The following is a 25,247-nucleotide window of genomic DNA, read 5'->3' as shown; positions in this document are numbered from 1 at the left end:
TCCTGAGCGGACGTCACCCGGCTGCCCTCAGAAACGCACGTGGTGCACGGTGGCGCGTGCCGCCGTGAACTCGGCGCGGACGAAGCCTCGCTCCGGGGTGGTCCACCGCGTCTCGACACCGTGGAAACGGTCGTCGGTGACAGTCGGGAGCGGGTCGGCCGCGGGCAGGCGGACGCGGTACCCACCGGGGCGCGGGAGATGCAGGCGGGCGTGCGAGAGCCGGCCGTGCTGCCAGTCGATGTCGACGGTGACGCCGCCCCGGGCCCGCAGTCCGCGGACGGTGCCCTCGGGCCAGGCCGCCGGCAGCGCGGGCAGCAGCCGCAGTTCGCCCGTGTGGCTCTGCAGCAGCATCTCGGCGACGGCTGCCGTGGCTCCGAAGTTGCCGTCGATCTGGAAGAGCTCCGGTGGGTGCAGGTCGAAGAGGTTGTCGGAGGTGGAGTCGGCCAGGAGCCTGCGCAGGCTCCGGTGGGCGAGGGCGCCGTCGCCCAGGCGGGCGGCGAGGGCGACCACCCAGGCAAGGCTCCAGCCGGTGCCGCCGCCCCCGTGGGCCAGCCTGAGGTCGAGGGCGGCCCGGGCGGCGGCGAACAGCTCCGGGGTGCGCTCCGCGTCGATCCGGTCGCCGGGGTACAGACCGTAGAGGTGGGAGAGGTGCCGGTGGCCCGGGTCCTCGGGTGCGGCGTCGTGCCGCCACTCGGCCAGGGGCTGTCCGGGGGCGTACGGCAGCGGGGGCAGCCGTCGCCGGGCGCTGTCCAGGGCGTCGGCGAGCGGGTCGGCGAGGCCCAGCTCCTCGATGGCCTCCAGGCAGTTGCCGAACAGCTCCTCGGTGAGCCAGAGGTCCATGGTGACGGAGGCGGTGGTCGCGGCGAGCGTCGTCCCGTCCGGCGTCTTCACCTGGAAGCGGTGCTCGGGTGAGGTGGAGGGGCAGGTGACCAGGTGGCCGTCGGCGTCCTCGACGAGGAGGTCGAGCAGGAAGACGGCGGCCTCGCGCATCACCGGCCAGGCCCGGTCGGCGAGGAAGCCGCGGTCGCCGGTGAAGCGGTAGTGCTCCCACAGGTGGGCGCAGAGCCAGGCGCCGGCCATCGGCCAGTTGGCCCACTGGGGGCCGCCCTGGACCGGGTTGGTGCTGCGCCACACGTCCACGTTGTGGTGCGCCGTCCAGCCGCCGCAGCGGTAGTAGGCCGAAGCGGTGCGGCGCCCTGCCGTGGCGAGGTCGGTGATCAGGTCGAACAGCGGCTCGTGGCACTCCGGCAGACCGGTGGTCTCGGCGTGCCAGTAGTTCATCTGCGTGTTGATGTTGGTGGTCCAGTCGGACTGCCAGGGCGGCTGGACCTCGGTGTTCCAGATGCCCTGGAGGTTCGCCGGCTGGGTGCCGGGGCGGGAGGAGGCGATGAGCAGGTAACGGCCGTAGGCGAAGTACAGGGCGGTCAGGCCGGGGTCGTCCGCGCCGGACCGCACGGCGGCGAGGCGCTCGTCGGTGGGCAGGGCTTCGAGTGCCCGGTCGCGGCCGAGACCGAGGACGGTCCGGTCGTGCAGGGTGCGGTGGTCCGCGATGTGCTCGGTCCGCAGGCGGTCGTACGGCACCTGGGCCGCGGCGTCCAGCAGTTCGGCCACGTCGGCCCGGGGGCCGGATTCCGGTCCTGCGGGCAGGGCGTCCCACCCCCGGAAGCCGGTGGCCGCGGCGACCAGGACGGTGGCGCCGGTGGCGCCGGCCAGCCGTAGGCCGCCGGTGGCCGGGTCGGTGGTGACGGCCCCCTCGTCGGGGACGATGCGCAGGGCCGCCGCGAATCCGGTTCCCGCGTCGGGGGCGTAGCGGACCGCGTCGGGTCCGGCGGCCTCGAACTGGACGTGCTCCGGGGCCCGTCCCGAGACGGCCGCGCCGGGCGGCGAGCCGGGGTGCGCCGATTCCAGGCGGGCGGTGAAGGACAGCGCGCCGGGGGTGTCGCAACTGAGCCGGACGACGAGGACGCCGGCCACGGCGGAGACGAACAGTTCGCGGGTGTGGCGTACCCCGCCGGCCTCGTAGGTCACCGTGCAGAGCGCGTCGCCGAGGTCCAACTCCCGTCGGTAGTCCGTGACTTCACCGAAGTGCCCGAGATCCAGGAGCAGGGCGCCCAGGGGCTGGTACGCCTGGGTGTCGGGGCCCTGCATGCGCCGCGCCAGTTCCTCGGCGCGCAGGTGGTCATGGTCGTGGAGCACCGCGCGGCGCAGCGGCTCCAGATGCCGCGCCGCACGGTGGTCGTTGTGGTCTGCCGGGCCGCCCGACCACAGCGTGTCGACGTTGAGGTCGACGCGCTCATGGGCGGTGCGGCCGGGCACCATGGCTCCCAGGGAGCCGTTGCCCAGGGGCAGCGACTGAGGGAAGCCGTCGGCGGGGCGGCGGTACCAGAGCTTCAGCATGCGCGGCATCCGAGGGTGAGGCTGGCAGGGCGGGCGGGGAGGTCGTAGCGGGACTGTACGCGTGGGCCGTGGGCCGCGCTGCCGGTTCCGTGCCGGGCGGCCTCGAGGTCCACGCTGGTCCGGCGGCGCACGGTCGGGCCGACGTGCGGGTGGCCGGTGACGACCCGTCCGCTGCCGTGCCGGCCGGTGAGCCGGGCGTGGCGCGCCTCGCGTGCACGGGGTCCGGAGGCCGTCGACGGCTGCGGTGGTGTCCGCGTACGCCTGACCGGGACCGAGGCCGCTCCTGCCCCGCCGACGGGCGGTCGCACGGGGGCGCTTCTATGCTGGGGATCGATGGGCCGCACGCGGCCCGTACCCGTTGGTGCGGCTGTGGCCTGCGGCGTTCGTCTCCTCGTGGAGGAGTGAGCCCATGACGCGTCCGAGTGTTCGACTGCGCAGGGGGACCCTGGTGGCCGCCGCCCTGGCGGCGCTGGTGGCTCCCGCGGTGGGTGGAGCCGTCACCGCCGAGCCGTCCTCGGCCGCGTCGGCGGCCCAGCCCTCGCCGACGCCGACCGGGGGTGACGTCCGCGCGCTCACCGCCGACGTCCAGGAGCAGATCGACCAGGCCGTGCAGCGGGTCCTGAAGGAGACGGGCACCCCCGGCGTGAGCGTCGGCATCTGGACGCCCGACCGGGGCGAGTACGTGAAGTCCTTCGGCGTCGCGGACAAGGACACCGGTCAGAAGATGACGCCGGACCTGTACATGCGCATCGGCAGCGAGACCAAGACGTTCACCGTCACCGCGCTTCTCCAACTCGTCGACCAGGGCAGGATCGGCCTCGACGACACCATCGGCAAGTACATCGCCGGCGTGCCCAACGGCGACGAGATCACCCTGCGGCAGCTGGCCGGCATGCGCAGCGGGCTGTACAACTACTCGGAGGACCCGGACTTCTTCAAGGCCCTGACCTCCGACCCGCGCCGTCCGTTCACCCCGCAGCAACTGCTCGACTACAGCTTCAAGCACCCCGTGCTGTTCCCGCCGGGAGAGAAGTTCTACTACTGCAACACCAATCTGATCCTGCTCGGCCTGGTCGTCGAGAAGATGAGCGGACGCCCCCTCGCCGAGTACATACAGGAACGCGTCCTGGATCCGGTCGGGTTGAAGCACTCGCTCTTCCCCACGGGCAACGAGTTCCCCTCGCCGCACGCCCAGGGCTACACGAACCAGACGGCCACCGGGAAGGTGGAGAACTCCACGGACTGGGACCCCTCCTGGGGCTGGGCGGCCGGGGCGATGATCTCCGACCTGGACGATCTGCGCGTCTGGGCCCGCACGGTGGCCACGGGCGAACTGCCCGACGGCGGCAGGCTGATCAGCCCCGCCCTGCAGCAGCAGCGGCTGACCACCCCGCCGACCACGATCCCGGGCGCGGGATACGGTCTGGGCATCTTCGACGTGCAGGGCTGGATCGGCCACAACGGCTCCCTCCCCGGCTACGAGTCCCTGACGATCTATCTTCCGTCCGCGCGGACCACCCTCGTCGTGGTGCTGAACACCGACATCGGGCACGACAACGAGGAGCCCAGCACCCTGTTCGGCGACGCCATCACGAAGATCATCTCGCCGGAGCACGTGTACAACCTGCCGGCCCAGCCGGCGGCGCAGTGAGGCCGGTCGGACCACCGTGCGTCGAGGCGAGGTGAGCCGGTCCGGCCGTGCGGCCGAGTTCGCCGGTCAGGCCGTGCGCACCTCCGCGATCGTCACCGGGCGGTGCTCGTGCAGCGACAGCGTGCAGGCCTCCGCGATCCAGCCGGCCTCCAGCGCGTCCTCGATCGTGCAGGGTGAGGGCCGGGAGCCCGCCACCACCTCGGTGAACGCGGTGAGTTCGGCGCGGTAGGCGGCGGTGAAGCGGTCCATGAAGAAGTCGTGCGGCGGGCCGGCCGGGAAGGTCACCCCGGGCTCCACCGAGCGCAGCGGCAGCTTGTCCTCCAGGCCCACCGCGATGGAGTCCTGGAACCCGTGGATCTCCATGCGCACGTCGTAACCACGCGCGTTGTGACGGGAGTTGGAGACCACCGCGATCGTGCCGTCGTCCAGGGTGAGGATCGCGCCGGTGGTGTCCGCGTCGCCCGCCTCCTTGATGAAGTCCGCGCCCCGGTTCCCGCCCACGGCGTACACCTCGGTCACCTCACGGCCCGTCACCCAGCGGATGATGTCGAAGTCGTGCACCGAGCAGTCACGGAAGATGCCACCCGAGGCGGCGACGTACGCGGCGGGCGGCGGCGCGGGGTCGAGGGTGGTCGAGCGGACCGTGTGCAGCGTGCCCAGCTCGCCCGACCGCACGGCCGCGCGGGCGTTGACGAAACCGGTGTCGAAGCGGCGGTTGTAGCCGATCTGGATCGGGACGTCCCGGCCCTGCACGGCCTTGAGGACCTCCACGCCCTCGGCCATGGTCCGGGCGACCGGCTTCTCACAGAACACGGGCACGCCGGCCTCCACGGCCGCGAGGATCAGACCCGGGTGGGCGTCCGTCGCGGCGGCGATCACCACGCCGTCCACCCCCGCCGCGAGCACCGCCTCGGGGGAGTCCGCGACCTCGGCGCCGAACCGCTCCGCGGCGGCCTTGGCGGCCTCGGCGAACGGGTCGGCGACGACGAGCGACTCGACGGCGTCGAGTCCGAACAGGGTCTCGGCGTGGAAGGCGCCGATGCGGCCGAGGCCGAGGATTCCGATGCGCATGGGGGGTGCAGCTCCTTGAGGGTCGTGCGGGAAGGGCCGGAGGAGGAGTGAGGGGACGGGGGCTTTGGAGAGCCGCCCTAGTCCAGGCCGCCCAGGACGTTCTGGTCCCAGTCGATCACCGAACCGGTGACCACGCCGGACCGGTCGGACAGCAGGAAGACCACGAAGTCCGCGATCTCGTCCGGCAGGCCGAGCCTGCCCATCGGCAGCCGTGCCGCCGCCTGCTCGCGCCAGTCGTCGCCGGCGCCGTGGAAGGCCCGCTGCGTCGCGTCCTCGCCCTCGGTCGCCGTCCAGCCGATGTTCAGCCCGTTGATCCGCACCCGGTCGTGGCGGTGGGCGTGCGCCGCGTTGCGGGTGAGGCCGGCCAGCCCGGCCTTGGCGGCCACGTACGGCGCGAGGAAGGGCTGACCGCCGTGCGCGGACGAGGTGATGATGTTGACCACCGTGCCGGGCGCGCCCCGGCCGATCATGTCCCGGACGGCGGCCTGCATGGCGAAGAACGGCGCCCGCAGATTGATCGCGATGTGCTGGTCGAACAGGTCGGGCGTGGTGTCCAGGAGCGTGCCCCGCGAGGTCAGCCCCGCGGAGTTCACCAGGCAGTCGATCCGGCCGTACGCCTCGACCACGCGGGTGACGCAGGACGTCGCCTGGGCGGCGTCGGCCAGGTCGGCGCGGACGAACATCGCCTCGCCGCCCGCCGCGGTCAGCTCCGCCGCCAGGGCCTCGCCGGGTTCGGGGCGCCGGCCGCTGACCGCGACGACGGCGCCCTCGCGGGCGGCCGCCCTGGCGGTCGCGGCGCCCACGCCCTGGCTGCCGCCGTTGACGAGGACGACCTTGTCGTCGAGAAGTGGCATGGATCGGCGTTCCTCTCACGCTCTCGCGGCGTCGCGGGCGGGCTCGACAGAGCCCGCTGCGTCCCGCGGGGCCTCACGGCGTCGTGCGGCTCTGTCATTCTTGTCAGCACAAAACCCTCGAACAACCTGCAGCGAGCCATCAAAAACCCCTCAAGCGCCGTCCGGGTCATCCGTCCAGCACACCTTCAGGAGCCGGCAGTGGGCCACCCCTTCCCGATCCGTGAGATCGCCCGTCAGGCGGGACTGAGCGAGGCCACCGTGGACCGGGTCCTCAACGGCCGGGGAGGGGTGCGCGCCTCCACCGAACAGGAGGTGCGCCGGGCCATCGCCGACCTGGACCGCCAGCGCACACAGGTCCGGCTCGTCGGCCGCACCTTCATGGTCGACATCGTGATGCAGGCGCCCGAGCGGTTCACCACGGCGGTGCGGGCCGCGCTGGAGGCCGAACTGCCCGCGCTGCACCCGGCCGTGCTCCGCTCCCGCTTCCACTTCCGCGAGACCGGCCCCGTCCGGGAACTGGTCGCCGGCCTGGACCGGATCGCCCGCCGCGGCTCGCAGGGCGTCATCCTCAAGGCGCCGGACGTCCCCGAGGTCACGGCGGCGGTCGGCCGGCTCGCCGCCGCGGGCATCCCGGTCGTCACCCTCGTCACCGACCTGCCCGCCAGCGCCCGGCTCGGCTATGTCGGCATCGACAACCGGGCCGCCGGCGCCACCGCCGCGTACCTCATGGGCCAGTGGCTGGGCGAGCGGCCCGGCAATGTGCTCACCAGCCTCAGCAGCGGGTTCTTCCGCAACGAGGAGGAGCGCGAGATGGGCTTCCGCAGCGCCATGCGCGCCCGCCACCCCGAGCGCGCCCTCGTCGAGATCGCCGAGGGGCAGGGCCTGGACGCCACCCAGTACGACGTCGTCCGCGCCGCCCTCGAACGGGACCCGGACATCCGTGCCGTCTACTCCATCGGGGGCGGCAACATCGCCACCCTCAGCGCCTTCGAGGACCTCGGCCGCGAGTGCGTCGTGTTCGTCGCGCACGACCTCGACCACGACAACACCCGGCTGCTGCGCGAACACCGCCTGTCCGCCGTGCTCCACCACGACCTGCGCCAGGACATGCGCGAGGCCTGCCACGTCGTGATGCGGGCCCATGGCGCGCTGCCGCCGGCCGGGCCGGTGCTGCCCTCCGCGATCCAGGTGGTGACGCCGTACAACACCCCGCCCCAGGCGACGGCCGGCTGACCGGGGCGGGGCGAGCCGCGCACGGAGCGTTCGGTGTCATCCGGCCTGTCCGGCGTGTACTGGTATGCGCGGGCCGTCGGCTTTCCTACTGTCGTACGGGTGTGGAAAGCAGCCCCCGAGGGCGAACCGGAGCGGCTGGTCGCGCTCGCCGACGGCGTGTTCGCGATCGCCGTCACCCTGCTCGTGCTGGACCTCTCCGTGCCGCCGGGCCTGGACGACGAGCAGTACCGCGACGCGCTGCGGGACGTCCTGCCCAACCTCGGCGCCTACGCCCTGAGCTTCTTCGTGCTGGCGCAGTTCTGGCGCGACCACCGCCGGATCTTCCGCCGGGTGCGGCACGTCGACTCGCAGATCGTCCGGCTGTCCCTGCTCGGCATGGGCGTCGCCGCCCTCCTCCCCTTCCCCACGGCCCTCATCTCGGAGTATCCGCAGGAGGCCGTCTCGGTGGTCGTCTACTCCGCGGCCGTCACGGCACTCGGGGCGACCCACCTCGCGCTGGCCGTCCTCCTCAACCGACGGCCCTGGCTGCGCGACGCCCCCGCCGGCGACCCGGACCTCCTGCTGTCCGCCGCCGACCTCATCGCCACGGTGGGGGTCTTCGCCGTCACGATCCCGCTCGCCCAGGTGCTGGAAGGCGCGGCCGTGTGGTGGTGGGTGGCCCTGTTCCCGGCGAAGGCGATCTTCGGCAGACGAGCACGGAGGAGGATCGCGCGCGCCCGGCCGGCAGAGTGACGTGGTGAGGGCGCTGGTCAGGACGCGGGCTCCAGGGGCGTCCAGGCGCCGGTCCGGGCCGAGCGGGCCATCGCGTCCAGGGCGGTCGCGCTGTGCACGGCGTCCGCGAGCGTCGTCCCGTACGGCCGGCCCTCGGCGATCGAGCGCAGGAACCGGTGTGCCTCGATGACCTTCAGGTCGTCGTAGCCCATCGCGTTCGCCGCGCCCGGCTGGAACGCGGCGAACTCGCCCGCGTCCGGGCCGACGTACACCGTGCTGACGGGCTGGTCCTGGTACGCCGTGCCGCGGCTGACGGCGAGTTCGTTCATACGGCGGAAGTCCCAGGAGACGGCGCCCCGGGCGCCGTGCACCTCGAAGCCGTAGTTGTTCTGCTCGCCGACCGAGACGCGGCAGGCCTCCAGGACGCCGCGGGCCCCGGAGGCGAAGCGCAGCAGGCAGTTGACGTAGTCCTCGTTCTCGACGGGACCCAGGTCGCCGCCGGTGGCCAGGGTGTGCCCGGCGGTGGCGCCGGTGGGGCGGGCGCGCCGCGGGATGAAGACCGCGGTGTCGGCGACCAGGGAGGAGATGTCGCCGAGCAGGAAGCGGGCGAGGTCGACGCCGTGCGAGGCGAGGTCGCCGAGGACCCCGCTGCCGCCCCGCTCGCGCTCGTACCGCCAGGTCAGGGCGCCGTCCGGGTGGGCCGCGTAGTCGCTGAAGAGACGGATGCGGGCATGGGTGACGGCGCCGATCTCCCCGGAGGCGATCAGCTCGCGCGCGGCCTCGACGGCGGGTGCGTTGCGGTAGTTGAAGCCGACCGCGCCCTGGACGCGCGCGCGGGCGACCGCGTCCGCGACCGCGCCGGCGTCGGCGGCCGTGAGCCCCACCGGCTTCTCGATCCAGATGTGCTTGCCGGCCTCGGCCATCGCGACGCCGATCTCCCGGTGCAGGAAGTTGGGCGCGGTGATGCTGACGGCCCGCACGCGCGCGTCGGCGGCGATGTCGCGCCAGTCGCGGTACGTCGAGGCGAACCCGTAACGGGCCGCTGCCTCCTCGGCGCGGCCCGGCACCTCCTCCGCGATCGCGACCAGCTCCGGCCGCACCCCGAGCTGCGGGAAGTGATGCGGCACGCGCGCGTAGGCCTGCGTGTGCACCCGGCCCATCCAGCCGAACCCGACGACCGCGACACCCAGCGCGTCCACCACGAGAGCCCTGCCCTTCTTGAGGAGCGGTCCACATGGAAGCGCAGGGGACGTCCCCGGGGAAGGTCCACATGGGCGGTCCATATGTCCTGATGTCTTTTCCAGGTCACCCTGGGGTCGCGGTCGCGGCCGTGTCAACCCTTCCGCCGGGCTCCCGCCCCTTCGGGCCTCGTGACTGGCGGCCCGGCCGCACCCCGGCGATCGTGGAGATCATGGCGGACCCCACCGCGGCCGACGACGCGCCGCCCCGGCACGACACCCGCGAGGCCGTCCTCTTCGGTGGTGTCTACGGCGCCGTCCTCGCCTCGTCGCTGGTCGCGGCGCTCAGCACCTACGGCCACTCCTCGCGGGCCAGCCGCCGCTACGACGCCCTCTGGCTGCTGGTGACCGCGCTCGCCTCCGCCCTCGCCCACGGCTACGCCCACTTCATCGCCGAGCGCCGGCCGAGCCGGCGGTGGGACGCCCTGCGGACCCTCGGCGAGGAGTGGCCGCTGGTGGCGGCAGTCCTGCCCACGGCCTTCGTCCTGGCCGGCGCGGGGTGGGGCTGGTGGCGGGCGGACGGCGTCGAGTACCCGGCGTTCGTCCTCAACATCTCGATGCTGTTCGGTCTCGGCCTGGTCTCCGCCCGCTGGTCGCGCAGATCGTGGCCGAAGGCGCTGCTGATCGGGCTGCTCGACGCGCTGCTGGGCGTGATCGTGGTCGTCGCGAACGCGGTCATCAAGTGAGCCGGCAGCGCGTCGCCGCCCGTCGGACACGGTTTCGCCGCCGTCAGTCCCGGCGGGCCACGATCCGGTAGGCGTTGGACAGCCCCAGCCGGTGCGACAGCGGCCGGACCGCGAACCGGTCGAGCAGTGTGCCCGCGACCAGCGCCGGGATCCCGGCGACCAGCAGCGCCCCGCGCAGGACCCGGTGCGCCGCGCCCGGCCGCCGTGGCAGCCAGGGCGCGTCGTCCCGTGGGGCCAGCCGGTCCAGCGACAGCCATACGGCGGCCAGCAGGTCCACCGGGTCGTGCGGCTCGCGGTGCTGCTCGGCCACCACAGTGAAGCCCAGGTCGGTGAGGCGTCGCCGCAGATTGGCGACCGGCACGAAGTGCAGGTGCTGCGGCTGCAGCCAGGGCAGCCACCAGCGGCCCAGCAGGCGCGCCCACCGGCTCTCCGGGTCCGGGACCTCGATGAGCAGATGCCCGCCAGGGCGGACCGTCTCCCGGGCGGCGCGCAGCTCACGGTCGGGGTCGGTGCTGTGCTCCAGGTAGTGGAACATGCTCACCACGTCGTACCGGCCCGCGAGGTCCGCCGCCAGCTCGGGGAACTCCCCCCGGTAAGCGTGCTCCACCCGGCCCTCGCGGGCGGCGAGTTCGACGCCTTCGGTGAAGTCGAGGCCGTCGAAGACGGTGTCCGGCAGCACCTCGCGGGCGGCCGCGCAGAAGTGGCCGTGCCCGGTGCCCACGTCCAGCCAGGTCTTCGGCCCGGGGTCGTGCGGCAGCATCGACTCCGCCCGCCCCCGGTACATCGCGGTGCGCCCGCCGAAGGTGTCGCCGAGCTTCTTCTCGCCGAGCCCGTCGTAGAAGTCCCGGTAGTAGAACTCCAGTCCTTCGGCGTTGAGCCTGGGGTTCTGGAAGGTGTGGGCGCAGGCCTCGCACCGGTCCAGGACGAAACGGCCGGGCTTGTGCTGGAGCAGGTCGGTGGTGCGCAGCCGGGTGGTGAGCCGGTCCGAGCCGCACCAGGGGCAGGTGGTGCGCCGGGGTTCGAAGAAGCGGTCCGGACCGGCCGCCAGGTCGGCCTGGTAGCCGGGGCGCAGCTCCGCGATCCGCTCGGTGGTCCGCTTGCTCTCGTTGCTCATCACAACTCCTTGGCCAGCTCGTCGAGATGGTCCGCGGCGGCGGGCGCGCCGCCCGCGGCGCGGAACGCGGCGCCGATCCGGCCGGCCGCCGCCCGGTGCCCCGGATCGTCCAGCACCGCGTCCAGAGCGGCGCCCAGTCTCTGCTCGCCGACCCGGCCGAACCGCACCCGAACCCCGGCGCCGGCGTCCGCGACCTGCCCGGCCACGACCGGCTGGTCGTCCCGGATGGGCGCGACCACGAGCGGGACGCCGTGCCACAGCGCCTCGCACACGGTGTTGTGCCCGGCATGGCAGATGACAGCGTCCGTCCTTTCCAGCAGCGGCAGTTGGGGAACCGACGGCACCACGAGGAGGTCCTTGCCACCGGCATGGCCGCCCCCCAGGGCCCCGCCCGGGTCGACGATCACCCCCTGCACCCGGTCGGCCCGCTCGCGCAGCGCACCGCGGCACATCTGGAGGAACCGGCCGCCGACGTCGGTGTTCGCGGTGCCGAGCGTGACCAGTACGGCGGACCGGCCCGGATCCAGCCACTCCCATGGGAAGGCGGCCGTTGAGGGGCGGGCGGCGATCGACGGGCCGACCCACCGGACCCCGGCGCGATGCCCCGCCAACTCCGGTGTGCTGAAGGCGAGGACGAGACGCGGGGAGAACCGCGGATCGGCGGTGCCCGCCGGGTCGCCGACCGCCTCCCGGAGCCGGGCCAGCCGCTCCTGGAGCCACTGCCGCACCTTGGGCAGCCCGGCCAGCGGATCGGTGAACTCCGCCGACGTCGTCGCCGAGGTCGCCCAGGGCACGCCCATCCGCTCCGCCACCAGCGCGCCCGCGAAGGCCTGCTGGTCGGCCACCACCACGTCCGGCCGGAACGCCTCGACCGCCGCCCGCACACCGGGCGCCATCGCCTCGGCCAGCGGCAGCAGGTACCACTCCCACAGGAATCTCAGCGCCTCCGGTCCGCGCAGCTCCGGCGGTCGGGTGCCGTCCGGCGCCCCGGCGCAGGGGTGCACCTCGGCGCCGTCGCCCGCGAGCCGCCGCACCAGTGCCGGGTCGGAGCACGCCCACGCCACGCGGTGCCCACGCGCGCTCAGTTCGGCGGCCACACCGACGAGCGGGTTGATGTGCCCCGTCAACGGCGGTACGACACAAAGGAATCCGCTCACCGGGCCTCCGCCGCCCCGGCCGACTCGGCCTCCCGCACCAGCGACAGGACGTGGCCGCCCACCGCCCGTGCCGCCTCCACCAGCACCGAGTGCTCATGGCCCGGGATCACCACGGTCCGGCAGTCCGGCAGCGACGCCTCCAGCCAGGGCACGAGTTCGGCGAGGTCGGAGTCACCGCCGTACACGCCCAGCACCGGGCAGCGCACCGCAGCGATCTGAGCGTCCGTCAGCACCCGGCTCGCCGGGATGTCCCGGCCGAGCGTGGTCTCCCGGGCGAGGCGGGCCGCGCCCCTGGCCAGGCGGGCGGTGTTGTGGCTGCGATGGGCGGTGATCCAGGCGATCGCGTCGGGCTCGTTGTGCGCCAGCTCGGTCACCACCCTCTCCAGGATGCCGCCCAGCTTCACCGCCCAGGCGGCGGTGGCCGGTTCGGACTCGATCAGCGTGACGCTCGCCGCCCGCTCCGGACGGCGGGCCGCGTAGCCGAACGCGACCGTGCCGCCGTAGGAGTTGCCGACCAGATGCACGGGGCCGGTGACGGCGAGACGGTCGAGCAACGCCTCCAGGTCGTCCACGTTGTGGTCAAGGGTGTAGCCCTCGGCCGGGCGCTCGCTGCGGCCGTGGCCCCGCAGGTCGTACATGACGACGTCCAGGCCGGCGGCCGCGAAGGCGGGGGCCACGGTGAAGTAGTAGCTGGCCAGGCTGTCGGTGAGCAGACCGTGCACCAGCACCACGGTGGCGGTGGCCGGGCGGCCGCCGCCGGGCCCGATCCTCTGCACGTGCAACCGGACGGCGCCGGTGTCGACCATCGCCACGGTCAGCTCGCCTCCGCGGCCTTCAGACCGGTCACGACGTACTCGACGAGCCGCCCCACGGTCAGCTCGATGATCTCGTCGAACTCCATCCCGGCCAGGAACTCCGCGAAGTTGATCCGCTCGCCGTACCGCTCCTGGAGCATCCCGGCCAGGGTGACGAGATCGATGCTCTCCAGCTCCAGGTCGCGGTTGAACGTGGTGTGCGGGCCGATCTCGACGTCGTCGACCCCGTACTCGTCCTGAAGGAGCCGGGTCAGCATGTCCGTGAGGTCGGCGAGGACGGCCTCCTCGTCGGCGAGGGGTGTGCCGGGAACGCCGGGCGGGAGGGGCGAATCGGGAGTGCGCAGGCGGTCAGCGGTCATCGGTCGTACTCCTTCGCTGGGGCGGGGGAGGGCTCGACGGGCCCGGTCGTCCAGGCCACGATGTAGCTGCGGTCCGGCAGGGACGGCGGATTGGCGACCGGGACGCAGTGCACGGTGTAGGCGCGCTCCAGACGGCCGGAGACGGTCAGCCGGCCGCCGTCCGGGGCGGCGTCCAGGACCGCGAAGTCCCGTGGCCGGCCACCGAACCCGGTGCCCTCCGCCTTGGCGACCGCCTCCTTCGCCGCCCAGAACCGGGTGAACCACAGCGCCTCCGAGTCACCCCTGGACGACGACAGATCCCGCAACAAGCGGAGTTCGCGTGCTCCGAGCGCGGTCGCCATGGTCTGCGGCGTTCGGTCGACGACCTCCTCGACGTCGATGCCGGGGCCCGGTCCGGGTGTGTGAGGGCGGACCAGGGCGACGCCCGCCTCCGCGCTGTGCGCGAGCGACACGTCGAGCGGGGGCAGCACCCGGCCGTGCACGCCCGTCACATACGGGCCGCCCGCCGTGTCGTTGCGCACCCGCAGTTCCGCCGGGAAGACCGGGCCCTCACCGTGCTCCCACAGCCATCGGCGGACGGCGTCCTTGACCGCGATCCGCCCCAGCAGCCACTGCCGCCGCCCGCGCGGCGGATGCTCGGCGTACTGCGAACGCTCCGCGCTGTTCAGTGAGTTGCGCATGATCAGCTCACGGGAGGCCAGGTCCGGCCAGCGCTCGAAGAGCAGCGTCCAGCCGCCCGGCCGGACCTCGGAGAGCGTGTTGCGCTCGGGGAAGCGCTCGACGGGGCGGGTGGTCGGGTCGTTGTCGAACCGACGGTCCTGCCAGCCGTGCAGCTCCGCCCACACCGTGCCGCCGACCGTCAGCTGGACGTCGGCCTCCAGGGCGGTGTCGGTCAGCGAGGTGATCCGCACGTCGCACGCCACTTCGGCGCCCGGCGGGGGGTGCGGCCCGTAGAAGCGCATGTCCCGCATCCCGACCGGGAAGACGACCGTGCGCTCGGTGCGGGTGGCCATGATCCAGTAGCCGAGGATCTGACCGACGTTGTCCAGCAGGGCGCCGGGCGCGGGCGGTGTCGTGATCACACCCCGCACCCCGCGGTCGCCGATCGCGGTGAGCTCGGTGACGCCCTGGAACGCCGGGCCGTGGAACATCCAGCGCTGCTCGTAGAGTTGGGCGGCCGTGTGCTCGGGGGCGCGTTCGGACGCCGGATCGAGCGGCGGTCGGACGGGTGGCGGGGGAGGGTAGGCGGCGGCGACCTCGACGGTGGCGCGGGCCCGGGGGCCGAACGACACCGCCAGCCGGTCCGGGCCCTCGGGGGCTGCCGTCACCGGCACGTCGACGGCGGGCGTGGCGGTGAGCCACTCCTCGAACCGCGCCCCGAGCACGGCGACCGGCACCAGACCGGGCGCTGCCTCGGCCGCCGCGTCCATGATGTGCCGCACGATCGTCGTCGCCGGGACCACCGGCCACCGGTCGGCCACATCCGGCCAGCCGGGCCGCTGCGGGAAGAAGCAGTGGTCCAGGAGGTACGGCATGGTGTCGGGCGAGACGTGGACGGTGGAGCGGCGGGGAGCGAGGGGGCGCGGTGGCGCGGGTGAGGCGGGGGGTGTGGGGTGCGTGGGCCGGGGAGTCGGCCGGGGGCGGATGGGGGCGGTCAGGAGCGCGGCCGCCGTGTCCGCCGTGTCGCGCAGCAGGGCGCTGAGTTCGGCGGCGACGGGGGAGTGGGGGGCCAGGGCGTCCAGGGTGCTGTCGGCCGCCAGGTCGCGGTTCGCTCCCGCCGCCCGGGCCGCAGACGTCGCCGGGCGCAACTCGGCTCGGAGCTCGGCGAGTCGCCCCGGGTCGAGGGACACCAGCGCGCCGTCCAGGTCCAGTCGGACCGCGGGTCGTGAGGCGGTCCGGTCGGTGCCGGACGCGCCGTCGGCGGTCACGGCGTCGGCTGTCACTCCGCCGGCGGTCCGGGGCAGCGCCGGGGCCACCGCGGCGCCCGCCGTCCACAGCGCGGTCGCGACCCGGCGGAGCTGGGCGAGGCCCGTGCGGCGGGTGGAGTTGGCGGCGACGACGAGATGGTCACGCGCGCCCAGGGTGTCACCGACGAGGGAGCCGAGCTGTCCCGGCCCGACCTGGACGTACACCCGGTGGCCCGCCGCGTACAGGGCCTCGGTCAGCTGCCGGAAGCGGACCGGTTCCAGCAGGTGGCGTATGAACAGGGCACGGGTCTCGGCCTCGTCCGCGGGGAACGGCGCGGCGGTCGTGCCCGACCAGACCGGGGTGTGCGGCGGGTGCAGCCGGAAGCGCTCGGCCGCCGCCTGGATGGGGCCGAGGTGCGGCGCCAGCATCGGCGTGTGGAAGCCGGACCTGAACGGCAGCACCTGGCTGAGCACCCCCCGGGCGCGGAACGCCCGCACGAAGTCCTCCACCGCCGGCTCCGGACCGCACACCATCGACTGGTGGGGTGCGTTGTCGTGGGAGAGCACCAGGCCTGACGCGCGTCGGCCCTCCTCCAGCAGGGCGGCCGTCACCCGCTCGGCGGACGCGCCGATCGCGCCGAAGGCGACGCCGGGCACGGTCAGCGCGTCCGGGTCGAACCCGGCCATGAAGGCGTCGACCTCGTCCCCGGCGTAGAGTCCGCCCGTCGCCATCGCCGTCCACTCGCCCACGCTGTGTCCGGCGACCGCGTCCGGCATGATCCCCGTCCGGCGCAGCGCGGTGTCGAGGAGCCGGCCGGCCGCGACGACCCCGAGACCGTGCAGACCGAGACCGATGTCACCGGCCCGCTCCTCGGGCACGGGCAGCGGCGGCAGGCCGAAGTGGGCGGCGACGTCGTCCACTCGGGGGGTGAAGTCGCCCTCCAGGCCCGGGAAGAGGAAGGCGAGCTTGCCGGGGCCCGCGAGGCGGCCGTCGCCGGTGGCGTGGGAGTGAGGGCGAGCGGTGCGGTGGCTCGGGTCGAGCAGAGGGTCCGGGCGGAACCAGACGTCGTTGCGGCCGTGCCAGGCGTGCCGTCGTGCGACGGCCCGGCGAGCCAGGGCGAGCCGCTTGGCGGTCGGGTCGACGACGCCGAGCCGGGCGGGGCCGGCCGCCGGGTGCGTGCGGGCCGGGTCGAGGCCCGCGTCCCGTACGGCGTGGTCGTCGGCGTCGAGCGCGGCGGCCAGTCGTTCGGGGGAGTCGGCGGCGAGGAGGAGGACGCGTTCCGGTTCGGTCACCTGAGTGACCGCTGCCGGGCGTGCCCCGGGAGCTCGTTCCGGAGGGGTCCGGGAGGCGCCCGGCGCCTCCTCCAGCACCACGTGGGCGTTGATCCCGCCGAACCCGAAGGCGTTGACCGCCGCCCGGCGCACGGGCTGTTCTTCGCTGGTCTCCCAGGGCTCGGCCTTCTCCAGTGTGCGGAAGCGGGTGCGGGAGAGGGCGGGGTGCGGGTCGTCGCAGTGCAGCGTGGGCAGCAGGGTCCGGTGGTGCACGGCGAGCGCGGCCTTGACCAGACCGGCGACCCCGGCGGCGGGCATGGTGTGCCCGATCATCGACTTGACCGAGCCGAGGACCGCGGTACGGGCCGAGGGCAGGGAGGGCTCCTCGGCGGGGCCCGGCGCCGCGAATCCGGCGCCGGGAATCTCACCCGGTCCGAACACCTCAGCCAGCGTCGTCAGTTCGGCGCTGTCGCCGGCCGGGGTCGCGGTGCCGTGGGCCTCCAGCAGGCCGAGCGAACCGGGAGCGGCCGGGTCGAGACCGGCGGCCCGCCAGGCCTGCCGCACCGCCTGTGCCTGGCCGCCCGGATCGGGGTTGACCAGCCCGGCCGCCCGGCCGTCGCTCGCCACCCCGGTGCCCCGGATCACGGCGTACACCCGGTCGCCGTCGCGTTCCGCGTCGGCCAGCCGCTTGAGGACGACCACACCCGTGCCCTCACCGATCAGGATGCCGTCGGCGTCCCGGTGGAAGGGGCGGATGCGCTGACTCGGGGAGAGCGCGCGCAACTGGGAGAACACGCTCCAGAGCGTGATGTCGTGGCAGTGGTGGACACCGCCCGCGAGCATCATGTCGCAGCGCCCGCCGACGAGTTCGCCCACCGCCTGGTCCACGGCGACCAGCGACGAGGCACAGGCCGCGTCCACGGTGTAGGCCGGGCCCCGCAGGTCGAGCCGGTTGGCGATCCTGGAGGCGGCGAGGTTGGGCACCAGTCCGATCGCCGACTCGGGGCTGTCCGGCCCCAGCCGGTCGGTGAACGCCTCCCGCACCCGGTCCAGTTGCTCGCCGGTGAGATGGGGCAGCAACTCGCCCAAAGTCCGCGTGAGTTGGCTCGCCGTGCGGACCCGCTGGTCGAGCCGGACCAGGCCCGGGGTCAGATAGCCGCCCCGTCCGAGGACCACGCCGACGCGCCCCCGCTCCGGCAGACGGTCCACGCCGCCCGCGTCGGCGAGGGCGGCCGCGGCCACATGCAGGGCGATCAGCTGGTCGGGCTCGGTCCCGGCCACCGAGTTCGGCATGATCCCGAACCGGGTCACCTCGACCCGCGCCAGTCCGTCCACGAACCCGCCCCGCCGGGCGTAGACCCGGTCCGCCACGGCCGGTTCGGCCGCGCTGCCCGGGCGGTAGTAGCCGGCGTCCCAGCGCCCGTCCGGCACCTCGCCGACGGCGTCCACACCGTCACGCAGGTTCCGCCAGTAGGCGTCCAGATCGGCCGCGCCCGGCAGCAGCACCGCCATGCCGACGATGGCGACCGTGACTTGACCGTGTGGACGGGTCACCGAGGCCGTCACCAGGCGGAGGCGGTGTAGACGACGGCGGTCGCGGACTCCTCGCCCCAGGCCAGCTCCCGCAGCAGTGCCGCGGTCCCCTCCTCGGGATCGATCAGCCGAATGCCGCGCCGCGCGTACTCCCGCGCCAACTCCGCGCCGACCATGCCGGAATGACCGGCCGACGGCGCCCAGGGCCCCCAGTGCACGGTCAGCGCACGATGCCCGGTCCGGGCGGCGTAGGCCGCGCCGAGGGTCTCCAGCGCGTCGTTGGCGGCCGCGTAGTCGACCTGGCCCCGGTTGCCCAGGACGGCGGAGACGCTGCCGAACAGCACGGTGAACCCGGGCCGGGCAGGCAGTTCCTCCAGCGCCGTGAGCAGGGCGTCCGCGCCGGTGGCCTTCGTGCCGTAGACGCGCTGGAAGGACTCCACGCTCTTCTCCGCGATCAGCCGGTCCTCGATCACCCCGGCGGCGTGGACCACGCCGTCGAGCCGGCCGTGCTCGGCGTGGATCTCCTTGACCGCCTGGACCACCGCCTCCGGCTCCCGGAAGTCCACCGAGCGGTAGCGGACCCGGCTGCCGAGCGCGGTGAGCTCCTCCAACGTCGTGGTGATCTCCCTTTGCGCCAGCAGGAGTTCGGCGGCGCGGTTGATCTCGGCCGGCTTCAGCCCGCCGCGGGCGGCGAGCGCCGCGCGCAGTGCGGCAGGCGTGCGGGCGGCGGCGGTGTCGGCGCCCTCCGGGCCGTCCGGCGCGGGCGTCCGGCCGAGGAGCTCCAGCCGGCAGCGTGAGGCGCCGGCGAGCGCGGCGGCGAACTGCGCGGTGATGCCCCGCGCCCCGCCCGCCAGCACCACGACCGAGTCGCGGTCCAGGCCGAGCGCGGCGGCCTCGGCGGCCCCGTCCCCGGCCGGCCCGGCGCCGGTGCTGCCGAGCGCGCCGAGCGGCGCCTCCACCAGCTCGAAACCGTGGCGCACGGTCTCCGTCCGCAGCACGACCGGAGCGCTCCCGGTGAGCGCGGCCTCCACGACGACGGCGTCCGCGACGGCGGCGGGGGACACGTCCGCCAGGTCGACGACCCGGGCCGTCAGGTGCGGATACTCGCGGGCCACCGTGCGGAACAGCCCGTGCAGACCCGCCGAGCGGGCGTCCCCGCCGGCCGGCCGTACGGCCAGCAGCCGGCGGGGGGAGCGGGCCAGCGCCGCCTTCAGCACGGGGAACGCGTCCGGCAGCACCGCTGTGTCGTCGCCGGTGAGTGCACCGAGGTGGACCACCCCGTCGACCGGCCCGTCCGCCTCGGACAGCACATGCTCCCGGCCGCGTACGACGACGTCGGCGCCCAGCCCCTCGAGACGCGCGACGACCTCGGGCACGTCCCCCAGCACGGCCCAGCGGGCGCCGGCGAACACCGAGGCCGCGTCGACGGGCGCCTCCGGCGTGTCCAGCGGGACGGGCCGCAGCACATGCCGCTTCGGCGGCTCACCGGTCACCTCCTCGACGGCCGGCGCGGCGGTCTCGGCGGCGGGAACCCGCACCCGGATCGGCTCAGCCGCCGGGGACGATGCTGCGGGAAGCCGATCGTTCGCGTCCGGCTCCGGTGGGGAATCGCCCAGCCTCGCCGTCAGCCAGTCGGTCACCGCCGCGGCCGTCCGCGCCTTCGCCAGTTCCTCCAACTCCGCGTCCTCCAGGGACGTCAGATCCGCCCCGCCCTGCGCGCCGAGACGTCTGGCCAGCTCACCGGCGATCTCGGCGCGCTTGATGGAGTCGATGCTGAGGTCCGCCTCCAGATCGAGATCGGGCTCGATCATGTCGACGGGATAGCCGGTGCGTTCGCTGATGATCTCCAGTACGACGCGCTGCACGTCGATGACGCCTGCGGCCGGGGCCGGTGCGTCCGCCGACGTCATGGCCGGGGCGGGCAGCGCAGGTGGCGCCGCTTGGCTCACCGGTGCGGGCGTCTGCCAGGGCAGCGGCTCCGGCGACGGCGGTGCGGCCGCCGTCGCACCCGGCGTCGCCCCGAAGTAGGTGAGCAGCACGTCCCGTTGGGCGGCGATCATCTCCCGGCTGGTGCGCAGGAACTCGGAGATGAGCGCGTCCCGGTCGGACGGGACGCCGTGCGGGGGGTTGGTCGTCACAGTCGGCACAGTCCTTTCGACGGGTTCCACGACGCGCCGGGCCGGTGCGAGCGCACCGGGGAGGAGGGCGCCGGAGGCGGTGCGGACCAGCTGCCCGTCCACCGTCCAGCCGGGCCGCTTCGGCACAGGTGTGCGCACGGCGTCGACGGCGCCCCGCCCGCGCAGCAGCCGGCCGGTGCGCACCGGCAGCCCGGCCACGGCGAGACGGGCGAAGGCGTCGAGCCAGTCGCGCAGCCCGCCGCCCGGACGGGGCTCGCAGGCGACCGTGGTGTGGGGGCGGTCGCCGAGGATCCGCCCGACCAGCCGTGTCAGCACCGAGCCGGGGCCCGCCTCGACGAAGATCCGCGCGCCCGCCGCGTACATCGCCTCGATCTGCTCGACGAAGGCGACGGGCGCGCCGATCTGGGCGGCGAGCTCCGCGCGGACCGCCTCCGGGTCGGCGGGGTAGGGGGCGGCCGTGCGGTTGGACCACACCGGGAACTCGGGGGCGTGCACCGGGCGGGCGGCCAGCGCCTGCGCGAAACGGTCGCCCGCGCCGGCCACCAGAGGGCTGTGGAAGGCGCAGGCGACGGGGATGCGCTTGGCCCCGAGACCCGCCTCCCGCAGCAGCCGCACCGCATCGGCGACCGCCTCCGACGGTCCCGAGATCACCGTCTGCTCCGGTGAGTTGCGGTTGGCGACGACCACCGTGTCCGACGCCCCCGTCGTGCCCAGGGCCTCGGTGACGGCGTCGGCTCCGGCCGCGACGGCGGCCATGGCACCGGTGTCGTCGCCGTGCCGCCGGGCGGCTTCGAGGATCGCCGCCGCCCGTTCGGAGCTGAGCGTCAGCAGTGTCTCGGGGGAGAGGGCCCCGGCCGCGCAGAGGGCGACCAGCTCGCCGTAGCTGTGCCCGGCGGCCATGTCGGGCCGCACCCCGGCGCCGGTGAGCACGGCGTACGCGGCGAGCCCGGCGATCCCGAGGGCGGGCTGCGCCACCCGGGTGTCGGTCAGGGCGTCCTGCTGCCGGGCGCGCCCGGCGTCGTCGAAGGCGGCCGGGGGGTGCAACGTGTCGGCATGGCTCTGCCCGAGTTCCAGATAGGCGCGCAACTCGGGGAAGTGGACGAAGAGTTCGGCGAGCATCCCGGTCCGCTGGCTGCCCTGGCCGGGGAAGAGGAAGGCCACTTTGCCGGGTCCGCCGGTCTCGACGGGGGCTGCGGAGGCCCCCTTCGGGTCGGCGGCGGTGGGGGCCGCCCGGTGGACGCCGGCCGTCGGCCCGAGCGGGGCCGGCCCCGTGCCCAGGTCGCGTGTGTCGGTGCCCGAAGCGCGTGTGTCACCCGCCGCCACGGCACGCAGCTTCGTCACCAGGTCGTCCACGTCGGTCGCCACGACCGCCACGTGGACCGGGCCCTCGCCGGCGTCCGAGCGACGGGCCGCGCCGAGTGCCAGGTCCCGCAGCCGCCAAGGCCGGCCTTCCGTCTCGGCGGTCGCGAGCAGCTCCGCCGCCGCCCGCTGTGCCGCCTGCTCGTCGCGGCCTCGGAACAGGAACAGCTCGGCGGGCCAGGCGTCCACCGCGTGCACGGGCGGCACCCCGTCGCCGTGAGCGCCCAGTACGACATGGAAGTTGGTGCCGCCGAAGCCGAACGCGCTGACCCCGGCGAGGCGTTCCGCGGCGGGCACGGCCCACGGGCGGGCCTCGGTGTGGAAGACGAACGGGCTGCTGTCCGCGTCCCAGGCCGCGTTGGGCGCCTCGACGTGCAGCGTGGGCGGCCGGACGCCGGTGTGCAGCGCCAGCAGCGTCTTGATCATCCCGGCCAGGCCCGCGGCGCACTTCGTGTGCCCGATCTGCGACTTCACCGAGCCGATCGCGCAACGCCCCCGCTCCGCACCCGCCTCGGCGAACACCTCGGTCAGGACGCGCAGTTCGGTGCGGTCGCCGACCACCGTGCCGGTGCCGTGCGCCTCCACCAGCCCGACGTCGGCCGGTGAGACGCCCGCGTTGCGGTAGGCCCGCTCCAGCGCCACCCGCTGGCCCTCGGGGCGGGGAGCGGTCAGCCCGAGGGAGCGGCCGTCGCTGGAGGAGCCCAGGCCCTTGATCACGCCGTAGATCCGGTCGCCGTCGCGTTCGGCGTCGGCGAGCCGCTTGAGGACGACGCAGGCCACGCCCTCGCCGAGGGCGATGCCGTCGGCCGAGCCGTCGAAGGCGCGGGAGCGTCCGGTGGGGGACAGGGCGTGCACGGAGGAGAAGAGGACGTAGTCGTTGATGCCGTTGTGCAGGTCCGCGCCCCCGCACAGCACCACGTCGCTGGTGCCGCCGACGAGTTCCTTGCACGCCACGTCGACGGCGGCGAGCGAGGAGGCGCAGGCGGCGTCGACGGTGTAGTTGGCGCCGCCGAGGTCGAGCCGGTTGGCGATCCGCCCGGAGATCACGTTGGCGAGCATCCCCGGGAAGGAGTCCTCGGTGAGCTGCGGGAGCTGGTCGTCCAGACCCTCGGGGACCTGGCCGTAGAAGGACGGCAGCACGGCCCGCAGCGTGGCCGCGTTGGACAGGTCGCTGCCGGCCTCCGCGCCGAACACCACCGAGGTGCGCGAGCGGTCCAACATCCGCCCCCCGTCGCCGTATCCGGCGTCCTCCAGAGCACGCCGGGCGGCCTCCAGGGACAGCAGCTGGACCGGCTCGACGGAACCGAGGGACGCGGGCGGAATGCCGTAGCGCAGCGGGTCGAAGGGGATCGGCGGCAGGAAGCCGCCCCACTTCGACGCGGTGGACGTGCCGTGGTGGACGGCCGGGTCCCAGCGATCCGGCGGTACCTCGGTGACGGCGTCGTGGCCGTCGACGACGTTCGCCCAGAACGCCGCCAGGTCGGGCGCCTGCGGGAACATGCAGGCCATCCCGACGACAGCGATGTCCAGGGGCGCGGGAACCGACGGCCGGGGGACCGCCCGGTCGCCGCCCAGCTCGGCCGCCCGCCGGCTCAGGAACTCGGCCGCTCCCGTCGTCACCGACGTGTGCAGCGCGGCGACCGTGGTGGTCGCCGATCTCAGCACGGCCACCTCCCCGGCCATGAACATCCCCTCGTCGAACTGCCGTTGCTCGTCCACCGGCACCAGCGCGCCGTCCTCCGCCCGGGTCACGCCCTTGCTGGCGACGCGCAGCCGGCCCACGTTGAGCCGCTCCAGCTCCTCCCAGGCCCGGCGGTCCGGTACGCCCTGTGCGCGCAGCCGGGCCGCCTCCCCCCGGTAGCCCGCGGCGAACGGGCTGGGCACGCAGCGCGTGGCGTGGCCGGGAGCCGACTCCAGCAGCGTGGTCCTCTCGGCGGCGAGGACCTGCCGTTGGAAGAGGGGGCGGATCGCGCCGTGCGCCACCGCCTCCTCGGTGAACAGATAGGCGGTTCCCATCAGCACCCCGACGGCGGCCCCGCGTGCGGTGAGCGGCCCGGCGAGCGCGGCGACCATCGCGGCCGACCGCTCGTCGTGCACGCCGCCCGCGAAGAACACCTCCAGGCCGGAGGCGTCCCCGTCGCCGAAGTGGTCTTCCAGCACGGCGAGTTGGGCCTCCCACAAGGGGAAGCTGTCGCGTGGTCCGACATGCCCGCCGCACTCCGCCCCCTCGAAGACGAAACGCCGCGCGCCCGCCTCCAGGAACTGCCGCAGCAATCCCGGCGAGGGGACGTGCAGGAACGTCCGGATGCCGTCCCGCTCCAGCGCCCGCGCCTGTGACGGCCGGCCGCCGGCGATGACGGCGTGCGTCGGCCGTACCTCTCGTACGGCCTCCAACTGGGCGGCCCGCACGTCCTCCGGGGCGAAGCCGAGGACGCCCACTCCCCAGGGGCGGCCCGCCACCGCGTCCCGGGTCGCGGCCAGCATCGCCCGGGTGCGTTCCCCGTCCGCCAGCGCCAGCGCGAGGAACGGCAGCGCCCCGTCCGCGGCGACCGCCGCGGCGAACTCCGCGCCGTCGCTCACCCGCGTCATCGGCCCCTGCGCCACCGGCAGCCGAGTGCCGAGCGCCCGGCTCATCGGGGACTCCGGTTCCAGCGCCCGTGCGGTCCCTTCCTCCTGTACGGAGTTCCGTACCGCGTCCTTCAACTCCCTCATCGCGCACCGGACATCGCCCCAGCGGTCCGCGAACCGGGCTGCCAGGAAGCCGTCCTGGCCGACCGGCAGCAGTTGTGTGCGCGCGTCCTGCGCGCCGAGCAGTGCGGCGACCGCGTCGGGGGAGGCGTCGTGCGGGACGTGCGGGGCGCCGGGGCCCCGGCGCAGGAGGACTCGGTGACCGGCCAGCACGGCGGTCTCCGAACCGTCCAGGGTGCGCAGCGCGGCCGCGGCCTGCTCGGGCAGCGCCGATTCGGCCAGCAGGGCGAGCTGGACGTCCAGCACGACCCCGGCCGCCCCGCCGGCCACCGCCGCGGCGGCGGTGTGCGGGCCGATGCCGCCGCAGGCCCACACCGGGAGGATCAACTCGTCTGTGGAGAGCAGCTGTTGGAGCAGCACGAACGTGCTCAGGTCGCCGACCCGGCCGCCGCACTCGGAGCCTCGGGCGATCAGCCCGTGTGCTCCCGCGCGGGCCGCCCGGCTCGCGCCCTCCAGATCGGTGACCTCCACCAGCACCCGGTGGTGCGCGGCGACCTCGGAGACGTGCCACGGGGCGCCGTCGGCGAGGACGATCGTGTGCGGGGCGGACCGGGAGCCGTCGGCTTCGAGGTCGGCGGGGGAGAGTCGGCAGCGGGGGCCGACGCGCACGCCGTAACCGGCGCCGGCGCCCTCCCCGCCCGGGGAGGCGCGGCGTAAGCGGTCCAGCGCCTCGCGGGCTCCGCGGTCGCCGTCGCCCAGATCGAGCACGCCCAGCCCGCCGGCCCGGCCGACCGCCAGGGCGAGCCCGGCATCGGGTTCACCGAACGGAGTGATGCCGATGATCATGTCCTCGGAACGCACAGTGGACGTCATGATTCTCCGAATCAACGGTGAAACTGCACGGTGGGGGTTCGGGACAGCAAAGGCGGCACACCGGATTCCGGCGGGAAAGGATCACCGCGGAACGCCGACCTGGAGCGCATGATTCGAAACGTGTTGCAAGGTAGTGCTGTTATTACTCGCCGGTCAACGTTTGAACGAACCGCCGGTATCCGGCCGTTTCG

Annotated in this window: 14 protein-coding genes; 4 read left to right on the top strand and 10 right to left on the bottom strand. The window is 74.4% G+C overall.

The genetic code is table 11. The features are described from left to right. Positions 1–27 precede the first annotated feature (27 nt). Positions 28–2,397, bottom strand: coding sequence for a glycosyl hydrolase family 95 catalytic domain-containing protein (locus ACIRS4_RS29140; protein ID WP_404201651.1), 2,370 nt, complete (start codon positions 2,395–2,397; stop codon positions 28–30). Between the two features lie 409 nt (positions 2,398–2,806). On the opposite strand from ACIRS4_RS29140, the gene ACIRS4_RS29135 reads away from it, so the two are divergent. Then, positions 2,807–4,048, top strand: coding sequence for a serine hydrolase domain-containing protein (locus tag ACIRS4_RS29135; protein ID WP_404201649.1), 1,242 nt, complete (start codon positions 2,807–2,809; stop codon positions 4,046–4,048). 66 nt (positions 4,049–4,114) lie between these two features. On the opposite strand, the gene ACIRS4_RS29130 is transcribed toward ACIRS4_RS29135, so the two are convergent. Both ACIRS4_RS29130 and ACIRS4_RS29125 read right to left on the bottom strand, forming a co-directional pair. Then, positions 4,115–5,119, bottom strand: a complete 1,005-nt coding sequence (locus tag ACIRS4_RS29130) for a Gfo/Idh/MocA family oxidoreductase (protein ID WP_404201647.1) — start codon at positions 5,117–5,119, stop codon at positions 4,115–4,117. A 77-nt stretch (positions 5,120–5,196) separates the two neighbouring features. Further along, complete coding sequence (locus tag ACIRS4_RS29125; protein WP_404201645.1) at positions 5,197–5,973, bottom strand: SDR family oxidoreductase; 777 nt, start codon at positions 5,971–5,973, stop codon at positions 5,197–5,199. 198 nt (positions 5,974–6,171) lie between these two features. Between ACIRS4_RS29125 and ACIRS4_RS29120 the strand changes: the two genes are divergently transcribed. Both ACIRS4_RS29120 and ACIRS4_RS29115 read left to right on the top strand, forming a co-directional pair. Next, positions 6,172–7,206, top strand: a complete 1,035-nt coding sequence (locus ACIRS4_RS29120; protein WP_404201643.1) for a LacI family DNA-binding transcriptional regulator — start codon at positions 6,172–6,174, stop codon at positions 7,204–7,206. 33 nt (positions 7,207–7,239) lie between these two features. Continuing rightward, positions 7,240–7,938: a TMEM175 family protein gene (locus ACIRS4_RS29115; RefSeq protein ID WP_404201641.1), complete on the top strand. Its 699-nt coding sequence runs from the start codon at positions 7,240–7,242 to the stop codon at positions 7,936–7,938. A gap of 17 nt (positions 7,939–7,955) precedes the next feature. Here ACIRS4_RS29115 and ACIRS4_RS29110 read toward each other — a convergent pair whose 3' ends face one another. Then, positions 7,956–9,119: a Gfo/Idh/MocA family protein gene (locus tag ACIRS4_RS29110; protein WP_404201639.1), complete on the bottom strand. Its 1,164-nt coding sequence runs from the start codon at positions 9,117–9,119 to the stop codon at positions 7,956–7,958. A 209-nt stretch (positions 9,120–9,328) separates the two neighbouring features. Between ACIRS4_RS29110 and ACIRS4_RS29105 the strand changes: the two genes are divergently transcribed. Beyond that, positions 9,329–9,841 carry a hypothetical protein gene (locus ACIRS4_RS29105; protein ID WP_404201637.1) on the top strand — a complete coding sequence of 171 codons (513 nt, stop codon included), beginning with the start codon at positions 9,329–9,331 and terminating at the stop codon, positions 9,839–9,841. Between the two features lie 43 nt (positions 9,842–9,884). Here ACIRS4_RS29105 and ACIRS4_RS29100 read toward each other — a convergent pair whose 3' ends face one another. The 6 genes from ACIRS4_RS29100 to ACIRS4_RS29075 form a co-directional block, all read right to left on the bottom strand. Further along, a complete protein-coding gene (locus tag ACIRS4_RS29100; RefSeq protein WP_404201635.1) occupies positions 9,885–10,955 on the bottom strand; it encodes a class I SAM-dependent methyltransferase in 1,071 nt (356 codons plus the stop codon). Further along, positions 10,955–12,112: a glycosyltransferase gene (locus ACIRS4_RS29095; protein ID WP_404201633.1), complete on the bottom strand. Its 1,158-nt coding sequence runs from the start codon at positions 12,110–12,112 to the stop codon at positions 10,955–10,957. The genes ACIRS4_RS29100 and ACIRS4_RS29095 overlap by 1 nt, the downstream gene beginning before the upstream one ends. Continuing rightward, positions 12,109–12,924: an alpha/beta fold hydrolase gene (locus ACIRS4_RS29090; protein WP_404201631.1), complete on the bottom strand. Its 816-nt coding sequence runs from the start codon at positions 12,922–12,924 to the stop codon at positions 12,109–12,111. The genes ACIRS4_RS29095 and ACIRS4_RS29090 overlap by 4 nt, the downstream gene beginning before the upstream one ends. Before the next feature lie 2 nt (positions 12,925–12,926). Continuing rightward, positions 12,927–13,184, bottom strand: coding sequence for an acyl carrier protein (locus ACIRS4_RS29085; protein WP_404201682.1), 258 nt, complete (start codon positions 13,182–13,184; stop codon positions 12,927–12,929). Positions 13,185–13,282: 98 nt separating this feature from the next. Next, positions 13,283–17,977, bottom strand: a complete 4,695-nt coding sequence (locus ACIRS4_RS29080) for a beta-ketoacyl synthase N-terminal-like domain-containing protein (protein ID WP_404201681.1) — start codon at positions 17,975–17,977, stop codon at positions 13,283–13,285. 50 nt (positions 17,978–18,027) lie between these two features. Next, on the bottom strand, positions 18,028–25,056 hold the full coding sequence (locus ACIRS4_RS29075; RefSeq protein ID WP_404201629.1) for an SDR family oxidoreductase: 7,029 nt from the start codon (positions 25,054–25,056) through the stop codon (positions 18,028–18,030). Positions 25,057–25,247: the final 191 nt, after the last annotated feature.

This window comes from Streptomyces sp. NPDC101166 (genome assembly GCF_044768125.1).
In the GTDB taxonomy this organism is placed as follows: Bacteria; Actinomycetota; Actinomycetes; order Streptomycetales; family Streptomycetaceae; genus Streptomyces.
This window is presented reverse-complemented; position numbering and strand designations above follow the sequence as displayed.